We start from the raw sequence: 20,508 nt of genomic DNA, 5'->3' as shown, positions 1-20,508 counted from the left end.
TCGAGCTTGGCGCGGGCGGCGCCGGAGGCGATGACCTGAAACGCTTTCGCGACCCCCTGTTCGTGGCTCTCGGCCAGCCCGGCGGTGTAGATCGCCGCACCGGCGTTCAAGGCGACGACGTCGAGCGCCGCGCCGGGCTCGCCGGACAGCGCCGCGAGCAGCCTTTCCATCGAGCCGGCCGCGTCCCTCACCTGGATCTCGGCGAGCGCGGCCACCGGCAGGCCGAACTGCCTCGGGTGGATCGTGTACTCGCGCACCTCGCCGTGCCTGAGCTCTCCGACCATCGTGTCGCCGGACACCGAGATCTCGTCCAGCCCCTCCATTCCGTAGACGACCATCACATGGCGGCTGCCCAGCCGCTGCAGCACCCGCGCCTGGATGCCGACCAGATCGGGGTGGAACACGCCCATGACCTGGTTCTTCGCGCCAGCGGGATTGGTGAGCGGGCCGAGGATGTTGAAGAGGGTGCGCACGCCCAGCTCGCGGCGCACCGGCGCGGCGTGCTTCATCGCGCTGTGATGATTGGGGGCGAACATGAAGCCTACGCCGATCTGGTCGATGCACTGCGCAACCTGATCCGCCGTCAGGTTGATGTTCGCGCCGAGCGCCTCCAGCACGTCGGCGCTGCCCGACTTGCTCGAAACCGAGCGGTTGCCGTGCTTGGCGACCTTGGCACCGGCCGCCGCCGCCACGAACGCCGCCGCGGTGGAGATGTTGAAGGTGTGGGCGCTGTCGCCGCCCGTCCCGCAGGTATCGAGCAGGTGCGCGTGATCCGCGACCGACACCCTGGTCGAGAACTCCCGCATCACCTGCGCCGCGGCGGCGATCTCGCCGATCGTCTCCTTCTTGACGCGCAGGCCGATCAGAATGGCAGCGATCAGCGTGGGCGAAGTCTCTCCGCTCATGATCTGGCGCATGAGGCTCAGCATCTCGTCGTGAAAGATCTCGCGGTGCTCGATCACCCGCACTAGCGCTTCCTGGGGTGTCATATTTTCCTCTCACCAAAAACAAGCTCTCACCGCGGAGGACGCAGAGGACGCGGAGTAAACCAGGCAACGAAAATACTCAGCGGGAGTAAAAGGCCGACCCACCGCCAGGAAACATCGTCGTGAGTTTTTCATTCTCGGGTTCATTCTGCTTTTGCTTTTCCACCGCGTCCTCTGCGTCCTCCGCGGTGAGCGCTTCGATCCTGCGTCCTCCGCGGTGAGCGCTTGGATCTTGCGTCCTCTGCGATGAGCGCTTCGATTCAAAGCTTGAGAAAGTTGGCGAGGAGGTCGTGGCCATGCTCGGTCAGGATGGACTCGGGATGGAACTGCACGCCTTCGACCGCGAGGCGCCTGTGGCGCACGCCCATGATCTCGCCGTCGTCGGTCCACGCCGTCACTTCGAGGCAGTCCGGCAGCGACTCACGCTCGATGACCAGCGAATGATAGCGCGTGGCCGTCAGCGGATCGGGCAGGTCGCGAAAGACGCCCTTGCCTTCGTGCCGGATGGGGGAGGTCTTGCCGTGCATCAGCGTTGCGGCGTGCACGATCCGCCCGCCGAAGGCCTGGCCGATGCTTTGATGGCCCAGGCATACGCCGAGGATCGGCACGCGGCCGGCGAAGCGTTCGATCAGCGGAACGGAGATTCCGGCTTGCTTCGGTGTGCAGGGTCCGGGCGAGATCACGATCCGCGCAGGGTTCAGACGCTCGATCTCCTCCAGCGTGATCTCGTCGTTGCGGAATACCCGCACCTCCTCGCCCAGCTCGCCCAGATACTGCACCAGGTTGTACGTGAACGAGTCGTAATTGTCGATCATCAGGAGCATTTCCAGAACCTCACCAAAACAAGCGCTCACCGCGGAGGACGCAGGGGACGCGCAGGAAAGCAAGCGTGGGCATTTGACCGCGCCCCCGAGGGGATTGTCGACCAAGTAAAAATTCGTCGCCAAGCCGCAGACACAGGCATGCAGCCCCAAACCCGATTTCCCTTTTTCTCGTTCTGTCTTTTCCCTGCGTCCTCCGCGGCGAGCGCTTCCTTCAATCCAGCCGGGCGTTCAAACCGGCCTGGGCCATTTCGGCGGCGCGCAGCAGCGCTTTGGCCTTGTTCTGGGTTTCGATCCATTCGCTTGTCGGCACCGAGTCGGCCACGATCCCGGCGCCCGCCTGGACGAACAGCCGGCCGTCCTTCACCACGGCGGTGCGGATCGCGATGGCGAGATCCATGTCGCCGTTGAATCCGAGATAGCCGACCGCGCCGGCGTAGATGCCGCGCCGGGAGGGTTCCAGCTCGTCGATGATTTCCATCGCCCGCACTTTCGGAGCGCCGGTGACCGTGCCGGCGGGGAACGTCGCCTTGAGCACGGCCATGGCATCCAATCCCGGCTTGAGGCGACCTTCCACGTTGGACACGATGTGCATCACGTGGGAGTAGCGCTCGATCACCATGTTGTCGGTCACCCTGACCGTGCCGATCTGCGCCACGCGCCCGACATCGTTGCGGCCGAGATCCATGAGCATGACGTGCTCGGCGCGCTCTTTCGGGTCCGCGAGCAGCTCCTGCTCCAGGGCGAGATCCTGCTCGCGCGTGGCCCCGCGCGGGCGCGTGCCGGCGATCGGTCTGAGCGTCACCGTCCCGCTTTCGAGCCGCACCAGGATCTCCGGCGAGGCGCCGACCACGTGGAAGGCGGCGAAGTCGAAATAGAACATGTACGGCGAAGGGTTGAGCGCCCGCAGCGCGCGATACAGGGCGAGCGGGGAAGCCGAGAACGGCGCGCTCATGCGCTGCGAGAGCACCACCTGCATGATGTCGCCGTCGAAGATGTAGCGCTTGGCGCGCTCGACCGCCGCGACGAAGCGCTCCTCGGTGAACTCCGAGGTGGCGGGCGGGGCGCAGACCGGCGCTTCGGGCGGCACGACCACCGGCTGGCGCAGCATCCACAGCAGCTCCTCGAGCCGCCGCTGGGCGCGCTGCCACGCGCCGGATTGCGCGGGATCGGCGTACACGACCAGGAAAAGCTTGCCCGACAGGTTGTCCACCACGACCAGTTGCTCCGAGAGCAGGAGCAGAATGTCAGGCGTGCCCAGAACGTCGGGTTTCCCGCTCGCCGACAGTTTGCGCTCGATGTAGCGCACGGTGTCGTAGCCGAAGCAACCGACCAGGCCTCCGAGGAAGCGGGGCAGCCCGGGCCGCGGAGCCGCGCGGTAGCGCCGGTTGATGGCCGCGAGCCAGGCGAGCGGATCATCCTCCTGCGACTCCGACACGATCCTGCCGGCGTGGATCTCGCGGCAGCGTCTGCCGTGCACCTCGAACCGGGTGTCGGCGGGCAGGCCGATGAAGGAATAGCGCCCGAAGCGCTCCCCGCCCTGCACCGATTCGAGCAGATACGAATAGGGCTTGTTGGCGAGCTTGAGGTAAACCGACAGCGGGGTGTCGAGATCCGCGAAGGTCTCCAGCACCACCGGCACGCGGTTGAAGCCCTGCGCGGCGAGCTGCGTGAACTCCTGTTCAGTCATGACGAACTCCGAAGACTGCGAACAAACGGTGAAGCCTGCTTGCGTGCGTCAGACGCGACGCCGGAGAGCGGACGGGCGCCAGGGGCGCCAGCTACGCCACGCAGCAAGCCTCAAGGTTCGACGAGCTTCGGAGCTCATGACCGGGCGGGTCGGATCAACTTCAGGGAATCGGGAACGCTGGCTACTATAGCATCGCAGTCCAGGTCCTGCACCCGTGCCCCGCCGCGATAGCCATAGGGGACGCAGAACACCGGACAACCGGCGGCGCGGGCCGCCCGCGTGTCGTTGTTCGAATCCCCGATCATCAGCAGCAACCGCGTCTGTATGCCGAAGCGCTGCGCACAGTGGGCAAGCGGCAGGGGATCGGGCTTCTTGCGCGCCAGGGTATCGCCGGCCACCACCAGGTCCAGACGCGGGCGCAGAGCCAGCGCGTCGAGCAGCGGCAGGGTAAAGGCTTGCGGCTTGTTGGTCACACAGGCGAGCTTCACTCCCAAGGCGCGCAGCGCGTCCAGCCCGTCGATGACACCGGGAAACGGCCGGGATGCCCGGGTCAGTACCTGACGATAGTGCTCGCGAAAACGGTCGCGCGCACGCTCGAAGAGCGGCGCATCCGCTTGCCCTTCGGCGGCGCCGGTCAGAATGCGCTGGACCAGCCGGTCCACGCCGTCGCCGACGAAGTCGCGCACCTGCTCGACCGCCACCGCCGGGCGCCCCAGATCCGCCAGGGTGCGGTTCGCGGCCTCATGCAGGTCGGGAAGCGTGTCCACCAGGGTGCCGTCCAGATCGAACGCCACCGCCGATACTTCAATTGGGAAGTTCAACTTCATAAGCTCTCACCGCGGAGGACGCGGGGGAAAGCGAAAAAGAGGAAAGGCAAGTTGGGCTAAAGGCCGGATCATTGTTCATGTCGCCCGGCTACGAATTTTCGCGCGGTGACGATCCGCCGACCAAACGGGCTGAACTCCAGAATCTTTTTTCTCTCGCTTTCCTCTGCGTCCCCTGCGTCCTCCGCGGTGAGTGCTTGATTTTCAGAGCTTGACTTTCAGGAGTTCGGAGCGCATCGAGGCGATGGTGGCCTTGTAGTCCGCAGTGCCGAAGATCGCCGACCCGGCGACGAAGGTGTCGGCCCCGGCGCGTGCGATCTCGGCGATGTTGTCCACCTTCACGCCGCCATCGACCTCGAGCCAGATCTCCCGTCCGAGGCGATCGATCCGTTTGCGCACCTCGCCCAGCTTCTCGAGCGCCGAGGCGATGAACTTCTGCCCGCCGAAGCCGGGATTGACCGACATGATCAGCACGAGGTCGAGCCTGGGGAGCGTCCAGTCCAGGCAGGACAGCGGCGTTGCCGGGTTGAGCACCAGGCCGGCGCGGCAGCCGCAGTCCTTGATGAGCTGAATGGTCCGGTCGACGTGTTCGGAGGCCTCGGGGTGGAAGCTGATGATGTCGGCACCCGCCTGGGCGAAGTCGGGCACGATGCGGTCGACCGGTTTGACCATCAGGTGCACGTCGATCAATGCACGGGTCAGCGGGCGGATCGCCTGGCACACCAGCGGGCCCACCGTCAGGTTCGGCACGTAATGGTTGTCCATGACATCGAAATGCACGATGTCCGCCCCCGCTTCCACTACGCTGCGTACCTCTTCGCCCAGGCGGGCGAAGTCGGCGGACAGGATGCTCGGCGCTATCCGATAGGTCGTCATCTCGATACACCCAAGCTGGAAGGCGGGGCATTGTAGCGGAGAAGGGGCGGCTTGCCGCGACGGCGGGTTTCGTCTTCAATGCCGGCATGGCAGCCGATCACCGCTACGAAATCCGCGTCAGCGCCCGCGCGACCTTCCTGCCGCACGAGTCCGACGAGCGCAGCGGCCACTACGTGTTCGCCTACACGATCCGGATCACGAACACCGGGACCGTGGCCGCGCAGCTCCTGACCCGCCACTGGATCATCACCGACGCGGAGAACCGCGTGCAGGAAGTGCGCGGGGCCGGCGTCGTGGGGCAGCAGCCGCTGCTGCGCCCGCAGGAAAGCTTCGAGTACACCAGCGCCGCGCGCATCGCCACCCCGGTCGGCACCATGCGCGGCAGCTATCAGATGGTCGCGGAGGACGGCGTGCGCTTCGAGGCGCCCGTCCCGGCATTTGCGTTGAGCGTGCCCCGCGTGCTGCACTGAAGCCCAGAATCCAGGCGCTCGGCACAGAGCACGCAGCGGACGCGCAGCACCAAGCATGAGAATGGGATGTCATGGCAACGGCCGGAATGGCGTCTTCCGGCAGCCCGGGCTCCGACAATCACGACGACGCATCGTCCATCCAACGGAGCTTTCGATGCCTGGACCGTTTTCTTTCGTCCTTGCTCTGCGTGCTTCGCGTCTTGCGCGGCGAGCGCTTCAGTTTTTTCTGTCGTCGCGGTCGTCCTTCTTCGGCAGGGTCCACCAGATGATGAACACGAAGAGCGCCAGCCCGAGAACGACCTCGAGCAGCACCCAGAACATCGCGTAGTCGCGCATGGGATCCTTCGGCAACGGGTTGGAAAGGCATCCGGACAGTCGCGGAAGCCACTGGCAATTCTTGTCGCCTGCCGGACATCTGGCAAACACCCGCCTGCCGCGCTGGGCAGCGGCGCCCGCTTGGTTGCTGGCTGCGCTGACGGCGGGGTGTGTGGCCATTCCTTCACCATCGGAGCGACCCGAGAAAGCGCCGGCCACGCCGCCGGTCTCGGCCCCACCGGCGCCGCCGCCTTCCTCGCCGGCACCCGCGCAGCCGGCGATCGAGCCGCCGCGCGTCGAGCCGGCAGCGGGCGCCCTTCCCAATCTGGTCGCCGCCCGCTGGGAAGCACTGCCCGGCTGGCACGCCGACAATCTGCGCGAAGCCTGGCCGGCCTTCGTCGCCTCGTGCATGGCGCTCAAGAGCCGGCCCGATTGGCAGCCCGCGTGCAGGGCGGCGGCCGAGGTCTCCTCGCACGACACCCCGACGCTGAGACTGTTTTTCGAGACCCATTTCCTCCCGTGGTCGGTGCGCAATGCCGACGGATCCGACCAGGGGCTGGTGACGGGCTACTACGAACCGCTGCTCGATGGCAGCCGGACGCGCAGCGCGAAGTACCGCTATCCGGTCTACGGAGTACCCGACGACCTGGTCACGGTGGAGATCGCCGAGTTGTTCCCCGGGCTCAAGGGACAGCGCGTGCGGGGCCGGCTCGAAGGCCGGCGCGTCGTGCCCTACTACACGCGCGCGCAGATCGAGTCCGGTCAGGCGCCGTTGCAGGGCCGGGAACTGCTGTGGGTGGACGACCCCGTGGAGCTGTTCTTCCTGCACGTGCAGGGCTCGGGGCGGATCCGCCTGGAGTCCGGAGAGACCGTGCGAGTCGGTTACGCCGATCACAACGGTCACCCCTATCGTTCGATCGGCCGGGTGCTGGTCGAACGCGGCGAACTGCCGCCGGACAAGGCCTCGATGCAGGGCATTCAAGCGTGGGCCAGACTGCACCCGGAGAAACTGCCGAAGCTGCTGGCCGAAAATCCGGCCTACGTCTTCTTTCGCGAACTGCCCGACGGGCTGCCAGGCCCTGTCGGCTCGCTCGGGGTCGCGCTGAGCGCGCGCCGCAGCATCGCAGTGGATCCGGCCAGCGTTCCCTTGGGCGCTCCGGTGTATCTCGCGACGACCTGGCCCAACAGCGCGGAGCCGCTCAATCGGCTGACGCTCGCGCAGGACACCGGCACCGCGATCAAGGGGGGCGTGCGCGCCGACTTCTTCTGGGGGTTCGGCGCCGAGGCGGCGGCTCTGGCCGGACGCATGCGGCAGAACGGCCGCCTGTGGGTGCTGCTGCCCAAGGGGATGAATCCGCCCGCGAAGAATTGAACCGCGGAGGACTGTGTATCCTCCTTGGCTCAATCGCGTTCGGGCGCGTCGAAAGCCAGCTCGATCAGGACGCGGCTGCGGACCGCGCGCCCATCCTTGCGGGCCGGAGAGAAGCGCGCCGCGCGCAGCGCCTGGAGCGCGGCTTCGTCGAGAACGCCGGGCGGCTGCGCTTCGAAGATTTCGGCACGCGTCACCCAGCCGGTCTCGTCGATCAGCACCAGCACCCTCACGTTCCCGCCCGGCACGGCCGTCGACTCGAGGCGCACTGCGGACAGCGGCATCGGGTAGATGTCCAGCTCGTGCACCGCGTAGTAGACCGGGTCGATCGGGACCTCGATCGCCGGTGCCGGCTCGAGAACCGTCTGTTCCGCAGCGCGGCCTTGCTCGGCCAGCAAGGGTTCGGCAACCTGTTGCGCCGCCTGCGGCGGGGCCGCTGCCATCGGCATCGGTGCCATGGAGGGCGCTGGCTCGCTGGGTGGCCGAGCCGGCGGTCTGACCGGTTGCTTGGGCGGGGAAACCGGGGCGGGTTGCGGTTCGAGGCGCGCCTGCAGCGATGGGGCGGCCGCCGGTTGCCGGCCGACGGAGATCTCCAGCCGGGCGACCAGCGCCAGATGCAGCGCTGCGGACAGCAGCAAGGCCAGAGCGATGCGGCCCGCCGCGCGCGCCCATGCCTCTTCGCGTCGGGCCACTCTTTGCATCGGCCGCTCGAGGCCGGGCCGGATGTCCTACCAGTCGCCGGAGCCCGAGGCTACTTGCGCTCTGCGCGCGCCAGCAGCTCTTCCATCTGTTCGGGCCTGATCGCGCCGGGCACACGGGTGCCGTCGGCAAAAAACAGCGTGGGCGTGCCGCGGATCTGCTTCTGTCGGCCGAACTCGAGCAGTTTGTCCACCGGGTCGTTGCAGGCCTGCGCATTCTTCGGCGACACCCCGCGCAGCACGTAGTCGTCCCATGCCTTCGAACGGTCGGCCGAGCACCAGATGGATCTGGACAGCGGCACGGACTCGGCGCGGATGACCGGGTACATGAACACGTAGACCGTCACGTCCTTGACCTTCGGCAAGGTCTCGGTCTCGAACTTGCGGCAGAAACCGCAGTTCGGGTCCGCGAAGTAAGCGACCTTTCGCGCGCCGTTGCCGTTGATCTTCTTGAACGCGTAATCGAAGGGAAGCTCCTTGAACGGGAACGCGAGCTTGCGCATCTGCTCCTCTTCGACCTCGCGCTTGCGGTTGGCCGTCAGGCTGGTCATCGTTTTCACGTCGATCACGTTCCCGTCGATGAGGAATTCGAACTGTGCGTCGGAATAGAAGATCTCGCCGTCGATCACCAGCTCGTAGAGCCCGAGTCCCGGAACGAGCCTGACGGTCTGGAGCTTGGCATTGGGAAACTTCGCCTCGACCGCTGCGCGGATGCGCGCTTCATCGGCGCCGGCCACGCTCGCCCCGAACAGCAGGACGCACGCGACCAGGGCACGGAATCGGATTGGCATTTGGAATCCTTTGCAGGTGTTGGACGGTTTCAGAACGCTGCGCCTGCGGCGCGCTTGACCAGTTCGCGCTTGATCGGAGCAAGGCGGTCGACCAGCCGCAGCCCCGTGTTGCGCAGCCACTTCACTCCGGGCACCCTGGCCTCGAACAGGCGCTGCAGCCCATCGGTGAGCGCCTGCACGGCGAAGACCTCCTCGGCCCTGCTGCGGCGATAGCGCGCCAGCAGACTCGGCGAAGCGACCGATTGCACGGGCAGCCTCGCGGCGATCAGTCGCGCAAGCGTCTCGCAATCCGCCAGGCCGAGATTGAGACCCTGCCCGGCGAGCGGGTGCACATTATGGGCAGCATCACCGACCATCACAAGGCGTGGCGCGACCACGCGTCGCGCGCGCATCAGGCGCAGCGGAAAGCTGGTCACGCCCGAACACAGTTCCAGGTCGCCCAGCGCACCGAAGGCCGCGGCGGCCACCGCGCGCGCGAGTTCCGCCGGAGCCAGCGCCGTCAGCCGTTCGGCATTGGGCTGCGGCGTGGACCAGACCAGGGACACCTGGTCGTCGGGCAGCGGCAGCAGCGCGAGCACGCCATCGTTGCGGAACCACTGGAAGGCGGTCTGGCGGTGCGCTCTGGCCGCGCGGAAGTTGGCCACCACGGCGCGCTGGCCATAATCGTGCGCGTCGACTTCAATCCCGGCCAGAGCGCGCAGCCTGGAATCGGCTCCGTCGGCGGCAACCGCCAGCGCCGCGCTCAGCGTCACTCCATCGTCGAGCGTCAGAGACACCCGGTCCTGCGCCCACTGTGCAGCGACCACGCTGCGGCCCGTAATGACGGAGACGAGCGGCAGGGCATCCAGTGTGGCGCGAGCGGCGCGCTGCAGGTTCGCGTCTTCGGCGATCACGGCCAGGTACGCAAGGCCGGCGCGATAGGCGTCGAACGTCAACACCGATCGGCCATCGTCGCCGCTGACCCGCATTTCCAGCACCGAGCATACGCGCGTCGAGTCGACACGGCCCCAGATCGCACAGCGCTCGAGAAAGGACACGCTCGCCGGGCGCAGCGCGTAGACGCGCGGATCGAAGCCGTTCGCGGGAACCGCGGTGGGGCCGCGCGGGTCGATCACGACGACGGAGACGCCGCAACCGGCCAGCGCGGCGGCCAGGCTGGCGCCCACCAAGCCGCCGCCGACGATGGCGATTTCAGCGTTCATCCGAGCGGGCGAAGAGTGATCGAAGCTGCTGTTTCCGCGAGCATTTTGCCTTGACAAGGGAACCCCGGCATCGGTAACCTTCGCCTCCCTGTCGAAAACGGCATGTGGCGAATTAGCTCAGCGGTTAGAGCAGCGGAATCATAATCCGTTGGTCCGGGGTTCAAATCCCTGATTCGCCACCAGTTCCCTATCGTGTCTGGCTGCGCAAGGTTTGACGTCCGCCCCCTCGGGCAGTTCCGGCGCACGCACCGTGCAAGCCGGATCCTGGCGTGGGCGAGCGCCTTGCTCGCGGCGGCCGTTCTGACCGCGCTGGAAGCGGGCGCCGATCGCAACTTCCCGGCCAAGGCCCAGCGCGGGGAGATCAGCGCGCACCGCTATCCCTACTACACCATCGACAAGCAGGTCCGCAGGCTGGCGGTGGGGGGCAAGATCTACAACGAGCACAACATGATCGTCATGCCGGCCGCGGTGCAGACCCAAAAGCTGCAAGTCATGTACCTGCTCGACGCCAACGGCGAACTCGCCGCCATCTGGCTGCTGACGCCGGCCGAGGCGGCGAAGTACCGGCGGTCGAAGCCGGGCGCCGGCGCGAACACGTGAAGAAGCTCTACATCCGCACCTTCGGCTGTCAGATGAACGAGTACGACTCGGCCAGAATGGCCGACGTGCTCGGCTGCACCGAGGAATACGTCAGGACGGAAGACCCCGAGCAGGCGGACGTGATCCTGTTCAATACCTGCTCGGTGCGCGAAAAGGCGCAGGAAAAGGTGTTCAGCGACCTGGGGCGCGTGCGCGCGCTCAAGCGGCGCAAGCCCGATCTGGTCATCGGCGTGGGCGGCTGCGTGGCGAGCCAGGAAGGCGCGGCGATCGTGGAACGCGCGCCTTACGTCGACGTGGTGTTCGGCCCGCAGACCCTGCATCGCCTGCCGCAGTTGATCCGGCAGCGGCGCGAAACCGGCCGGCCCCAGGTCGACATCTCGTTTCCGGAGATCGAGAAGTTCGACCACCTGCCGCCACCGCGCGTGGAAGGTCCGACCGCGTTCGTGTCCGTCATGGAAGGTTGCAGCAAGTACTGCAGCTTCTGCGTGGTGCCTTACACGCGCGGCGAGGAGGTGTCGCGTCCCTTCGAGGACGTGCTCACCGAGGTGGCCGATCTTGCGGACCGGGGGGTCAAGGAAGTCACCCTGCTCGGGCAGAACGTGAACGCCTACCGCGGGGCGATGCCGGACGGCGAACCCGCCGATTTCGCGCTGCTGCTGGAGTACCTGGCCGAAGTTCCGGGCATCGAACGCATCCGTTACACCACTTCTCATCCGAAGGAATTCACCGCGCGGTTGATCGACGCTCACGCCACGATTGCGCAGCTCGCCGGCCACGTACACCTGCCGGTGCAGTCGGGCTCGGACCGCGTGCTCGCAGCGATGAAGCGCGGCTATACCGCCATCGAATACAAGTCGATCGTGCGCCGCCTGCGCGCCGCCCGCCCCGGGATTTCGATCGCCTCGGACTTCATCGTCGGCTTTCCGGGCGAAACCGAGGCCGACTTCGAACAGACGCTGAAGCTGGTGGACGACATCGGCTTCGACACGAGCTTCAGCTTCATGTACAGCCCGCGTCCCGGAACGCCGGCCGCCGCAGCGCCCGATCAGATTCCCCTGCCGGTCAAGCAGTCGCGTCTGGCGCGGCTGCAAGCGCGCCTGGAAGCTCACGCACAGGCCATCAGCCGGGCGATGGTCGGCAGCGTGCAGCGGATTCTGGTCGAAGGACCGTCCAGGAAGAATCCCGGCGAACTCGCCGGACGCACGGAGAACAACCGGGTGGTGAATTTCCCGGGCGCCTCGCGGCTGATCGGCCGCATGGTCGACGTGCGCATTGTCGAAGCCTTGCCCCACAGCCTGCGCGGCGAGGTCGTGGTTCGCGAAACGGTCAGTTGAAACCCGTCGAGATTTCCTTCCTTCCGGTCGACAACGAGCGCCTGGCGAACCTCTGCGGCGCGCTCGACGAAAACCTCAAGCAGATCGAAAGCGCGTTCGACGTGTCGATCTCCCGCCGCGGCGCGAACTTCACGGTGGGCGGCGGTGCCGAGCAGACCCGGCTCGCGGCCGAGGCGCTCAACCGCTTCTACCATCAGGCCACACAACACCTGAGCCTCGAAGACATCCAGCTCGGCCTGATCGAGGTGGCGCGCGGCAGCAGCCTGGAAGCAGCGCCGCAGGACGCTCCCGTTTTGCACACGCGCCGGCGCGACCTGCACGGGCGCACGCCGCGTCAGGTTCAGTACATTCAGCAGATTCAGGCCTATGACGTGACGTTCGGAATCGGCCCGGCGGGCACCGGGAAGACCTATCTCGCGGTGGCCTGCGCGGTGGACGCGTTCGAGCGCGATGCCGTCAAGCGCATCGTGCTGGTGCGCCCGGCGGTGGAAGCGGGAGAGCGACTCGGCTTCCTGCCCGGCGACCTCGCCCAGAAGGTCGATCCCTATCTGCGACCGCTGTACGACGCGCTCTACGATCTCATGGGGTTCGAGAAGGTCGGCAAGCTGTTCGAGCGCGGCGCGATCGAAATCGCGCCGCTCGCGTACATGCGCGGGCGCACGCTGAACCATTCGTTCATCATCCTGGACGAGGCGCAGAACACCACGCCCGAACAGATGAAGATGTTTCTCACCCGGATCGGCTTCGGCAGCCGCGCGGTGGTGACCGGCGACGTGACGCAGATCGATCTGCCGAAGGGACAGAAGAGCGGCCTGATCGAGGCGCGCACCGTGCTCGCCGAGGTGCGCGGCATCGCGTTCACTCAGTTCCTCGGAGAGGACGTGGTGCGGCATCCGCTAGTGCAGCGCATCGTGCACGCCTACGAGCAACACCAGTCCCGCGGCGGCGACTGACCGGCGCCGGACGATGGCGCGCCCCAAAATGAATCTCGTGGTGCAGTACGCGTGCGGCGGCGCGGGTCTGCCGGACGAGCGGCAGTTCCGGAAGTGGGCCGGCGCCGCAGCACTGGAAGACCTGCGCGTGACGCTGCGGCTGCTCGACGAGCCGGAGGGCCGGGCGCTCAATCGCCGGTACCGCGACCGTGACTACGCCACCAACGTGCTCACATTCGCCTATCCGGACACGACTCCGCTCACCGGCGACATCGCGATCTGCATTCCCGTCGCGGCGCGCGAAGCCGCGCAGCAGCGCAAGAGCCTGGACGCGCATCTTGCGCACCTCGTGGTCCACGGCGTTCTTCACCTGCAGGGCTTCGATCACGAGCGGGCGCTGGATGCGGAACTGATGGAAGGCATCGAGACGGAAATCCTCGGCAAGCTGGGGTATGCTGATCCCTACGGTGGTCAACGGCAGTCGGCGAACCTCAGCGGCGGGGCGACTCGGCGATCGGGCAATCGGGGGACGAGGTAACACCCGGTTACCTGCGAGCCCGCTTTCCACCCGATCTCCCGGTTCTTCGATCGATCGAACCTTTCCGGAGCCCCTCACCGACCGTCCACCGGACAGACATGGACGAACCTCACGGTAAACCTTCGTGGCTGGAACGACTGGGCGCGTTGCTGATGCGCGAACCCGAGGACCGCGAGCAGCTCGTCGAGCTGTTGCAGCGCTCCTACGAGCGCAACCTTCTGGATGCCGACGCGCTGGCCATGATCGAAGGCGTGATGCAGGTTTCGGAGATGCAGGCGCGCGACATCATGGTTCCACGCGCGCAGATGGACGTGATCGACGTGAACGAGCCGATCGAGAAGATCATCGCGCAGGCAATCGAAACCGCGCACTCCCGCTTCCCGGTCATCGACGAGAACAAGGACGACGTGATCGGCATCCTGCTCGCCAAGGATCTGCTGCGCTATTACACCGACAAGGATTTCGACCTGCGCGAGATGCTGCGTCCAGCGGTGTTCATTCCGGAGTCCAAGCGCCTGAACGTGCTGCTGAAGGACTTTCGCAGCAACCGCAACCACATCGCGATCGTCGTGGACGAGTATGGAGGCGTCGCCGGGCTGGTCACGATCGAAGACGTGCTGGAGCAGATCGTCGGCGACATCGAGGACGAATACGATTTCGACGAGACCGAAGCCAACATCATCCGCGACCGCCAGGGACAGTACCGCGTCAAGGCCCAGACCGAGATCGCGGACTTCAATGCCGCGTTCGGCACCGAGTTCAGCGACGAGGATTTCGACACCGTCGGCGGGCTGGTGCTCGCCCACCTGGGACGGCTGCCCAAGCGCGGCGAGCAGTTCCGCATCGGCAACCTCAGCGTCAAGGTGCTGCGCGCCGACAGCCGGCGTCTGCATTCGCTCCTGATCGAGAAGGTCAAGGAATGAAGCGACGCGTAGATCCTGCGTTTTGAACAACCGAGGAGACGCAGGAAACCCGGGAGCGGGAAAAGGCGATATGGGAATCCACAGAGGCTCAGTGTGCTGAAACAGGCGCCGGTGCCGGGTTCTTGCACGCGAGAGCGTTTCACCTTTTCCTTTCCTCCGTGTCCTCCGTGACTGCCGGCTCGAGCTCCCCGGCGGGCAGAGCGGCGACCCTCAAGCCGGCAGTCGCCTCGTTCCTGCTCGGGGCGCTATCGGTTCTGGGCTACGCGCCCTTCCACCTCTATCCGGTTCCGGTGCTGGCGCTGGCCGCGGCGGCGCTGCTCTGGCTGCAAGCGCCGCGGCCGCGCACGGCCGGGCTTCTGGGACTGAGCTTCGGCCTCGGGTTGTTCGGCGCCGGAGTCAGCTGGGTCTATGTAAGCCTGCACGATTTCGGGGGCATGCCCGCGCTCGTGGCCGCAGGATGCACGGCCGCGTTCTGTGCGTATCTCGCGCTCTACCCCGCGGCTGCCGCGGCGTGCCTGCGCTGGAGCCGGCTCCCGGCGGCGCCCGCGCTGCTCCTGCTGCTGCCGGCGACCTGGACGCTCGCCGAGTGGCTGCGGGGATGGATCCTTACCGGATTTCCCTGGCTCGCGATCGGTTATTCGCAAGTTCCGCTCAGTCCGCTGGCTGGTTATGCGCCGCTGCTCGGCGGATACGGCGTATCGCTCGCCACGGCGCTGCTGGCCGGCATCACCGCCCTCGCGGTTCATTGCGTCCGGGAGCAGCATCTGCCGCTCAGGGAATGGCCGCGGGCGATTCTGACCGAGCGCGCAATCTGGTTGGGCGTGGCCGTGCTCGCCGCCGGGCTGGCGCTGCAGACGCGCGCCTGGACCCGGCCGCAGGGCGAACCCACGTCGGTCGCCCTGGTGCAGGGCAACGTGCCGCAGGAACTGAAGTGGCGCCCCGATCGCGCGCGCCAGACCCTGGATCTTTATCGCGAACTCGCGCTCGCCTCGCGCGCCAGACTCATCCTGCTGCCGGAAACGGCGCTGCCGATGTTCAACGTCGATCTGCCGCCGGGCTATCTCGAGCGGCTCGCGGCCCACGCGCGCGGCCAGGGCGGGGACCTGCTCACGGGCATCGCCGAGTATGCCGGCCCCGGCCGCTACTACAACAGCGTGATCAGCGTCGGAATCTCGCCCGCGCAGACCTACCGCAAGGTGCATCTGGTGCCGTTCGGCGATTATTTCCCGCTCACCGGGCTGTTCGGCTGGTTCATGAACCTGCTGCAGATCCCGATGTCGGACTTCTCGCGCGGCTCGCCGGATCAGGCGCCGCTGGCAGTGGGCGGGCAAAAGGTGGCGGCGAACATCTGCTACGAAGACGTGTTCGGAGAAGAGATCATCCGCCAGTTGCCGCAGGCCACGCTGCTCGCCAACTTCACCAACGATGCCTGGTGGGGCCGTTCGCTGGGCTCGAAGCAGCACCTGCAGATCGCGCAGATGCGTTCCGCGGAAACGGGGCGCTTCATGGTGCGGGCGACCAACACCGGAGTCACCGCGATCATCGACCCTCGCGGCCGGATCGTGAAGGCCGCACCGGAATTCGAGGTGGCGGTGCTCGAAGGCGAAGTGCGCGGCTACACCGGAGCCACCCCCTACGTGCGCTGGGGCAACGCGCTCGCGCTGCTGCCGGCCGGCGCGCTGGCCTTGGCCGCCGCGGCGCTGCGCTGGCGGCGCAAGGCGGTTTGATCCAGATCAGACCAAAGGCGGCGCGCAGGCGATAGGCTCCACGAGCGGTGCGCAAGGAGGACGCTTCATGACACGACTGATCGGACTGTTCTTTGCATTGCTGCTGATTCCCGGACCGGGCAGCGCCGCCGGCCCCGCCCTGGTCGACACCGATTTCGTCGCCGCGGCGCTCGACCGCGGCGCCATCCTGTGGGACGTGCGCAGTCAGGACGAATATCGCCGCGGCCATCTTCCCGGCGCGGTGAACATCGACGACGTGCAGGCGGTGCTGCGCGAGCCCGCCACCGAGGACTACATCGCGCTGGAAGAGATCGAGCGCCTTCTGGGCGAAGCGGGCATCGATCCGGCGCGCGAGATCGTCCTCTACGGTGCCAAGGCGCACACCGGTCCGTATTTCGCCCATGTCACCCTGCGCTGGCTGGGCGCCGAAAATGCGCACGTGTATCACGGCGGCATCGACGACTGGAAAGCCGCCGGCAAGGCGTTGTCCACGGACGCGGTCCGGCTGCCGCCGGTCGCCTTCAAGGCCAAGATCAATCCCGCGCTGCTGGTGTCCACGCGCGAGCTGCTGGCGAAGCTGGGGGATCCGAACGTGCAGATCATCGACGTGCGCAGCCCGCGCGAGTACAAGGGCGAAGACATTCGCGCGCTGCGCGGCGGGCACGTGCCCGGGGCGCGCAACATCCCCTACGAGTTCAACTGGGTCGATCCGGATACCCCGCGCAAGCTGGCGCGCCGGCTGGTCACCACCAAGGACGGGATGAGCCTCAAACCGCGGCAGGAGCTGGTCCGGCTCTACGGCGCGCTGGATCCCGAAAAGGAGACCATCGTCTATTGCCAGAGCGGGGTTCGCGCCGCGCAAACCGCCACGATCCTCGCAGACCTCGGCTTCCGCAACGTGCGGGTGTACGACGCTTCCTGGCTGGGCTACGGCAACGCTTTCGACGCGCCGGCGGAGAACGTCACCTATTTCAACGTGGCGCGCGTCACCAACCAGCTCAATGCGCTGCAGGCGCGCGTGGAAGAGCTGGAGGCCGAACTCGAGCAGCTCAAGGCCTCCCGGGAAAAGAAGCCCTGATCACGTGAACCACCCAGGCACCAAGACACCCAGAAAGGCAAGAAGACAGAGCGAAACACGAAGACGCGAAGAGAAAACAAGACTTTTCCAGTAACGCCGCTTTGGCGGCTGGACGGGTCGTGTGTTCGCGTTTCGCTATTCCGCTGTCGGGCGTGACTTCGGTCGAGCGCGCCAGCAGCAAAACCCGGTAGAATGCGGGGCTCTCGCAAGCCCTGATTCTTCGGCGTTTTTCCCGGATGCAGACATTCCAGGACCTCATCCTCGCGCTGCAGCGCTACTGGGGTGATCGCGGCTGCGCCATCCTGCAGCCGTATGACATGGAAGTCGGCGCCGGCACCTTTCACACCGCCACCTTCCTGCGTGCGCTGGGGCCCGAGCCGTGGCGCGCGGCGTATGTGCAGCCATCGCGCCGGCCCAAGGACGGGCGCTACGGCGAGAACCCGAACCGCCTGCAGCATTACTACCAGTTCCAGGTGGTCCTCAAGCCCTCGCCGCGCGACATCCTGGATCTGTACCTGGACTCGCTTGCGGCCATCGGCATCGATCCCGCGCAGCACGATGTCCGTTTCGTGGAAGACGACTGGGAGTCGCCGACCCTCGGCGCCTGGGGACTGGGCTGGGAGGTGTGGCTGAACGGAATGGAAATTACGCAGTTCACCTACTTCCAGGAGGTGGGCGGCATCGCCTGCAAGCCGGTCATGGGCGAGATCACCTACGGCCTGGAGCGTCTGGCGATGTACCTGCAGCGCCGCGAAAGCGTGTTCGACCTCACCTGGACGCCGGGGACCACCTACGGCGACGTCTACCATCAGAACGAAGTGGAGCAATCCGCCTACAACTTCGAACTCGCCAACACCGAAGTACTGTTCCAGCATTTCGTCCAGTTCGAAGCGGAAGCCAAGCGTCTGTTCGAGGCCAGGCTTGCGCTGCCCGGCTACGAGATGGTCATGAAGTGCTCCCACACCTTCAATCTGCTCGACGCGCGCGGCGCCATCTCGGTGGCCGAGCGCGCCAGCTACATCGGCCGGGTGCGCGCGCTGGCCCGCCTGGCGGCGCAGACGTACTACGATGCGCGCAAGGCGCGCGGCTTCGAGCGCGCCGAAGACGCGGCGGTTAAGGCCTTCCTGTCCGCCGACGAGCTGGAAGAGGTGCTGGCGATTCGCGCGAGTCGCCGCGGCGGCAGCGCCCGGCCGGCGCCGCAATGAGCGCGACCCTGCTCGTCGAACTGTTCACCGAAGAGCTGCCGCCGAAGGCCCTGCGGCGGCTGGGCGAGGCCTTCGGCGGAACGCTGCGCGAGGCGCTTGCGCAGCGCGAATTCCTCGAATCGCGCAGCCGTCTCGCCTGGTTCGCCACCCCGCGAAGGCTCGCCGCGAAGATCACGCAGGTGCGCAGCCGTTCGCCGGACAAGCCATTCGAGGAAAAGCTGCTTCCGGCCGGCGTGGGGCTCGACGCCGCAGGCAAACCCACCGCGGCGCTGCTCAGGAAGCTCTCGGCGCTCGGCCTGGACCCGTCGGCCGCAGGCGCGGTGCGCAAGGTAGCCGACGGCAAGATCGAGATGCTGTACCTCTCGCGGGTGGCCAGCGGGCAGTCGCTGCAAGCCGGGCTGCAGGCGGCGCTCGACGAGACGATCGAGCGGCTGCCGATCCCGAAGCTGATGAGTTATCAGCCCGACGGCCTGACCACGGTGAGGTTCGTGCGGCCGGCCCACGGCCTGGTCGCGTTGCACGGAGCCCGCGTGGTCGCCGTCACGGCGCTCGGCCTGAACGCCGGGTCGACCACGCACGGCCATCGCTTCCTCGGAGCGAGAGACATCGCGCTGCGCCATGCCGACGAATACGAAGCGCGCCTGCTCGGCGAGGGCAAGGTCATCGCCGGCTTCGACGAGCGGCGCGCGACGGTCGACGCGCAACTCAAAGCGAAGGCCGCCTCGCTCGGCGCTTCGCTGGGCGACTACGAGGATCTGCTCGACGAGGTGACCGCGCTGGTGGAGTGGCCCGTGGTCTATGCCGCCGGTTTCGAGCGGGAGTTCCTTTCGGTGCCGCAGGAATGCCTGATCCTCACCATGCGCACCAATCAGAGGTACTTCCCCCTGTTCGATGCCCGCGGAAAACTCACCGAGCGCTTCCTGGTGGTGAGCAACATGGAGGTTGCGGATCCGAGCCACATCATCGAAGGCAATCAACGGGTGGTCCGGCCGCGGCTCGCCGATGCGCGGTTCTTCTTCGAGCAGGATCGCAAGCAGCGGCTGGAAGCCAGAGTGGCGCGGCTGGCGGAGGTGGTGTTCCACAACAGGCTCGGCAGCCAGCTCGAACGGGTGCAGCGGATCCGCAAGCTGGCCGGTCACATCGCGCAGCAGTTGCGCACCGACGTCGCGGCGGCGGAACGTGCCGCCTGGCTGTGCAAGGCCGATCTGGCGAGCGGCATGGTGGGCGAGTTCCCCGAGCTGCAAGGCATCATGGGCCGCCACTACGCGCTGCACGACGGAGAACCCCGGCTGGTGGCCGACGCGATCGAACAGCATTACCGGCCGCGTTTCGCCAACGACGCCCTGCCCGAGGATAACGTGGGTGCCGCCGTGGCGCTGGCCGACAAGCTCGACACGCTGGTGGGTTTCTTCGGCATCGGACAAGTCCCCACCGGGGAAAAGGATCCCTTCGGACTGCGCCGCCAGGCGCTGGGCGTGCTGCGCATCCTGGCCGAGAAACAGCTTGCGCTCGACCTGCTGCACCTGCTGCAGGTCGCGCGCAGCTACTATCCGCGCGAAGTCCTGGCCGACAGCGTCGCGGCGGACGTGCATGCCTTCATGCTCGATCGCCTGCGCGGCTATCTGCGGGAACGCGGCTTCGCCCCCGACGAGATCGAAGCGGTGATCAGCCAGTCGCCCACGCGCATCGACCTGGTCCTCCCGCGGCTCGAAGCCGTGCGCAGCTTCCGCAAGCTGCCGGAAGCCGAAAGCCTGGCCGCGGCCAACAAGCGGATTCGCAACATCCTGAAGAAGGCGCCGGGCGCGCGCGCCACGCTGGACGTCGCGCTGCTGCAGGAAGACGCCGAGAAGAATCTGTTCGGCGCCGTTTCGCGGCTGCTGCCCAAGGTCGAGTCTCTGGTGCAGAACGAGGATTACGCCGAGGCGCTCAGGCTGCTCGCCGGCGTGCGCGGCGAAGTGGACACCTTCTTCGACGAAGTGATGGTCATGACCGACGAACCGCTGATTCGCGACAACCGCCTGGCCCTGCTCGCCCAGCTCGAACAGCTCATGAACCGCGTGGCGGACATCTCCAAGCTCGCGGCCTGAACGACGTGCGCGATCCGTCCTGCGCCCCCGCGCTCCCAGCCT

20 protein-coding genes and 1 tRNA gene are annotated in these 20,508 nt (G+C 66.8%); 12 read left to right on the top strand and 9 right to left on the bottom strand.

Annotated features, from left to right (window positions below):
• The 5 genes from trpD to rpe form a co-directional block, all read right to left on the bottom strand.
• Nucleotides 1–989: anthranilate phosphoribosyltransferase (gene trpD / locus VNM24_11955; protein ID HWQ39301.1), on the bottom strand; the 989-nt coding region annotated here is incomplete at its 3' end.
• Nucleotides 990–1,246: 257 nt separating this feature from the next.
• Nucleotides 1,247–1,810, bottom strand: a complete 564-nt coding sequence (locus VNM24_11950; GenBank protein ID HWQ39300.1) for an aminodeoxychorismate/anthranilate synthase component II — start codon at nucleotides 1,808–1,810, stop codon at nucleotides 1,247–1,249.
• Nucleotides 1,811–2,021: 211 nt separating this feature from the next.
• Nucleotides 2,022–3,497: an anthranilate synthase component I gene (gene trpE, locus VNM24_11945; protein ID HWQ39299.1), complete on the bottom strand. Its 1,476-nt coding sequence runs from the start codon at nucleotides 3,495–3,497 to the stop codon at nucleotides 2,022–2,024.
• Nucleotides 3,498–3,631: 134 nt separating this feature from the next.
• Entirely contained in the window at nucleotides 3,632–4,324 is a 693-nt protein-coding gene (locus VNM24_11940; protein HWQ39298.1) for a phosphoglycolate phosphatase, read from the bottom strand.
• Between the two features lie 201 nt (nucleotides 4,325–4,525).
• Nucleotides 4,526–5,197: a ribulose-phosphate 3-epimerase gene (gene rpe, locus VNM24_11935; protein ID HWQ39297.1), complete on the bottom strand. Its 672-nt coding sequence runs from the start codon at nucleotides 5,195–5,197 to the stop codon at nucleotides 4,526–4,528.
• An 86-nt stretch (nucleotides 5,198–5,283) separates the two neighbouring features.
• Here rpe and apaG point away from each other — a divergent pair, with 86 nt between their 5' ends.
• Nucleotides 5,284–5,667, top strand: a complete 384-nt coding sequence (gene apaG, locus VNM24_11930) for a Co2+/Mg2+ efflux protein ApaG (protein ID HWQ39296.1) — start codon at nucleotides 5,284–5,286, stop codon at nucleotides 5,665–5,667.
• A gap of 216 nt (nucleotides 5,668–5,883) precedes the next feature.
• Here the strand turns inward: apaG and VNM24_11925 are convergent, their stop codons facing one another.
• Nucleotides 5,884–6,162 carry a hypothetical protein gene (locus VNM24_11925; GenBank protein ID HWQ39295.1) on the bottom strand — a complete coding sequence of 93 codons (279 nt, stop codon included), beginning with the start codon at nucleotides 6,160–6,162 and terminating at the stop codon, nucleotides 5,884–5,886.
• Here VNM24_11925 and VNM24_11920 point away from each other — a divergent pair.
• Nucleotides 6,155–7,354 (top strand): murein transglycosylase A, encoded by a 1,200-nt coding sequence (locus VNM24_11920; protein HWQ39294.1) that lies wholly within the window; start codon nucleotides 6,155–6,157, stop codon nucleotides 7,352–7,354. The genes VNM24_11925 and VNM24_11920 overlap by 8 nt on opposite strands.
• Nucleotides 7,355–7,383: 29 nt before the next feature.
• Here the strand turns inward: VNM24_11920 and VNM24_11915 are convergent, their stop codons facing one another.
• The 3 genes from VNM24_11915 to VNM24_11905 are packed head-to-tail and all read right to left on the bottom strand — an operon-like array spanning nucleotide 7,384 to nucleotide 10,042.
• Nucleotides 7,384–8,052 carry a TonB family protein gene (locus tag VNM24_11915; protein HWQ39293.1) on the bottom strand — a complete coding sequence of 223 codons (669 nt, stop codon included), beginning with the start codon at nucleotides 8,050–8,052 and terminating at the stop codon, nucleotides 7,384–7,386.
• Nucleotides 8,053–8,102: 50 nt separating this feature from the next.
• On the bottom strand, nucleotides 8,103–8,840 hold the full coding sequence (locus VNM24_11910; GenBank protein HWQ39292.1) for a DsbC family protein: 738 nt from the start codon (nucleotides 8,838–8,840) through the stop codon (nucleotides 8,103–8,105).
• 29 nt (nucleotides 8,841–8,869) lie between these two features.
• Complete coding sequence (locus tag VNM24_11905) at nucleotides 8,870–10,042, bottom strand: FAD-dependent monooxygenase (protein HWQ39291.1); 1,173 nt, start codon at nucleotides 10,040–10,042, stop codon at nucleotides 8,870–8,872.
• A 106-nt stretch (nucleotides 10,043–10,148) separates the two neighbouring features.
• Here VNM24_11905 and VNM24_11900 point away from each other — a divergent pair.
• The 10 genes from VNM24_11900 to glyS all read left to right on the top strand — a co-directional run bounded on the left by VNM24_11900 (nucleotide 10,149) and on the right by glyS (nucleotide 20,466).
• Nucleotides 10,149–10,224, top strand: a tRNA-Met gene (locus VNM24_11900).
• Between the two features lie 100 nt (nucleotides 10,225–10,324).
• Entirely contained in the window at nucleotides 10,325–10,642 is a 318-nt protein-coding gene (locus tag VNM24_11895) for a hypothetical protein (protein HWQ39290.1), read from the top strand.
• On the top strand, nucleotides 10,639–11,976 hold the full coding sequence (gene miaB / locus VNM24_11890) for a tRNA (N6-isopentenyl adenosine(37)-C2)-methylthiotransferase MiaB (GenBank protein ID HWQ39289.1): 1,338 nt from the start codon (nucleotides 10,639–10,641) through the stop codon (nucleotides 11,974–11,976). The genes VNM24_11895 and miaB overlap by 4 nt, the downstream gene beginning before the upstream one ends.
• Nucleotides 11,973–12,929 carry a PhoH family protein gene (locus VNM24_11885; protein HWQ39288.1) on the top strand — a complete coding sequence of 319 codons (957 nt, stop codon included), beginning with the start codon at nucleotides 11,973–11,975 and terminating at the stop codon, nucleotides 12,927–12,929. Before miaB ends, VNM24_11885 begins: the two co-directional genes overlap by 4 nt.
• Before the next feature lie 13 nt (nucleotides 12,930–12,942).
• The gene (ybeY, locus tag VNM24_11880) at nucleotides 12,943–13,446 is read left to right on the top strand and encodes an rRNA maturation RNase YbeY (GenBank protein HWQ39287.1); all 504 of its coding nucleotides are present in this window, start codon (nucleotides 12,943–12,945) and stop codon (nucleotides 13,444–13,446) included.
• A gap of 98 nt (nucleotides 13,447–13,544) precedes the next feature.
• Nucleotides 13,545–14,369, top strand: a complete 825-nt coding sequence (locus VNM24_11875) for a transporter associated domain-containing protein (protein ID HWQ39286.1) — start codon at nucleotides 13,545–13,547, stop codon at nucleotides 14,367–14,369.
• Nucleotides 14,370–14,536: 167 nt separating this feature from the next.
• Nucleotides 14,537–16,096 carry an apolipoprotein N-acyltransferase gene (gene lnt / locus VNM24_11870; GenBank protein HWQ39285.1) on the top strand — a complete coding sequence of 520 codons (1,560 nt, stop codon included), beginning with the start codon at nucleotides 14,537–14,539 and terminating at the stop codon, nucleotides 16,094–16,096.
• Between the two features lie 67 nt (nucleotides 16,097–16,163).
• Nucleotides 16,164–17,174, top strand: coding sequence for a sulfurtransferase (locus VNM24_11865; GenBank protein ID HWQ39284.1), 1,011 nt, complete (start codon nucleotides 16,164–16,166; stop codon nucleotides 17,172–17,174).
• 236 nt (nucleotides 17,175–17,410) lie between these two features.
• Nucleotides 17,411–18,379 (top strand): glycine--tRNA ligase subunit alpha, encoded by a 969-nt coding sequence (locus VNM24_11860; GenBank protein ID HWQ39283.1) that lies wholly within the window; start codon nucleotides 17,411–17,413, stop codon nucleotides 18,377–18,379.
• Nucleotides 18,376–20,466: a glycine--tRNA ligase subunit beta gene (glyS, locus tag VNM24_11855; protein HWQ39282.1), complete on the top strand. Its 2,091-nt coding sequence runs from the start codon at nucleotides 18,376–18,378 to the stop codon at nucleotides 20,464–20,466. The genes VNM24_11860 and glyS overlap by 4 nt, the downstream gene beginning before the upstream one ends.
• The last annotated feature ends 42 nt before the right edge of the window (nucleotides 20,467–20,508 follow it).

The organism is Burkholderiales bacterium (assembly GCA_035560005.1).
Lineage (GTDB): Bacteria > Pseudomonadota > Gammaproteobacteria > Burkholderiales > Eutrophovitaceae > DASRFY01.
The sequence above is the reverse complement of the archived record's forward strand: the minus strand, read 5'-3'. Positions and strand labels throughout refer to the sequence as shown.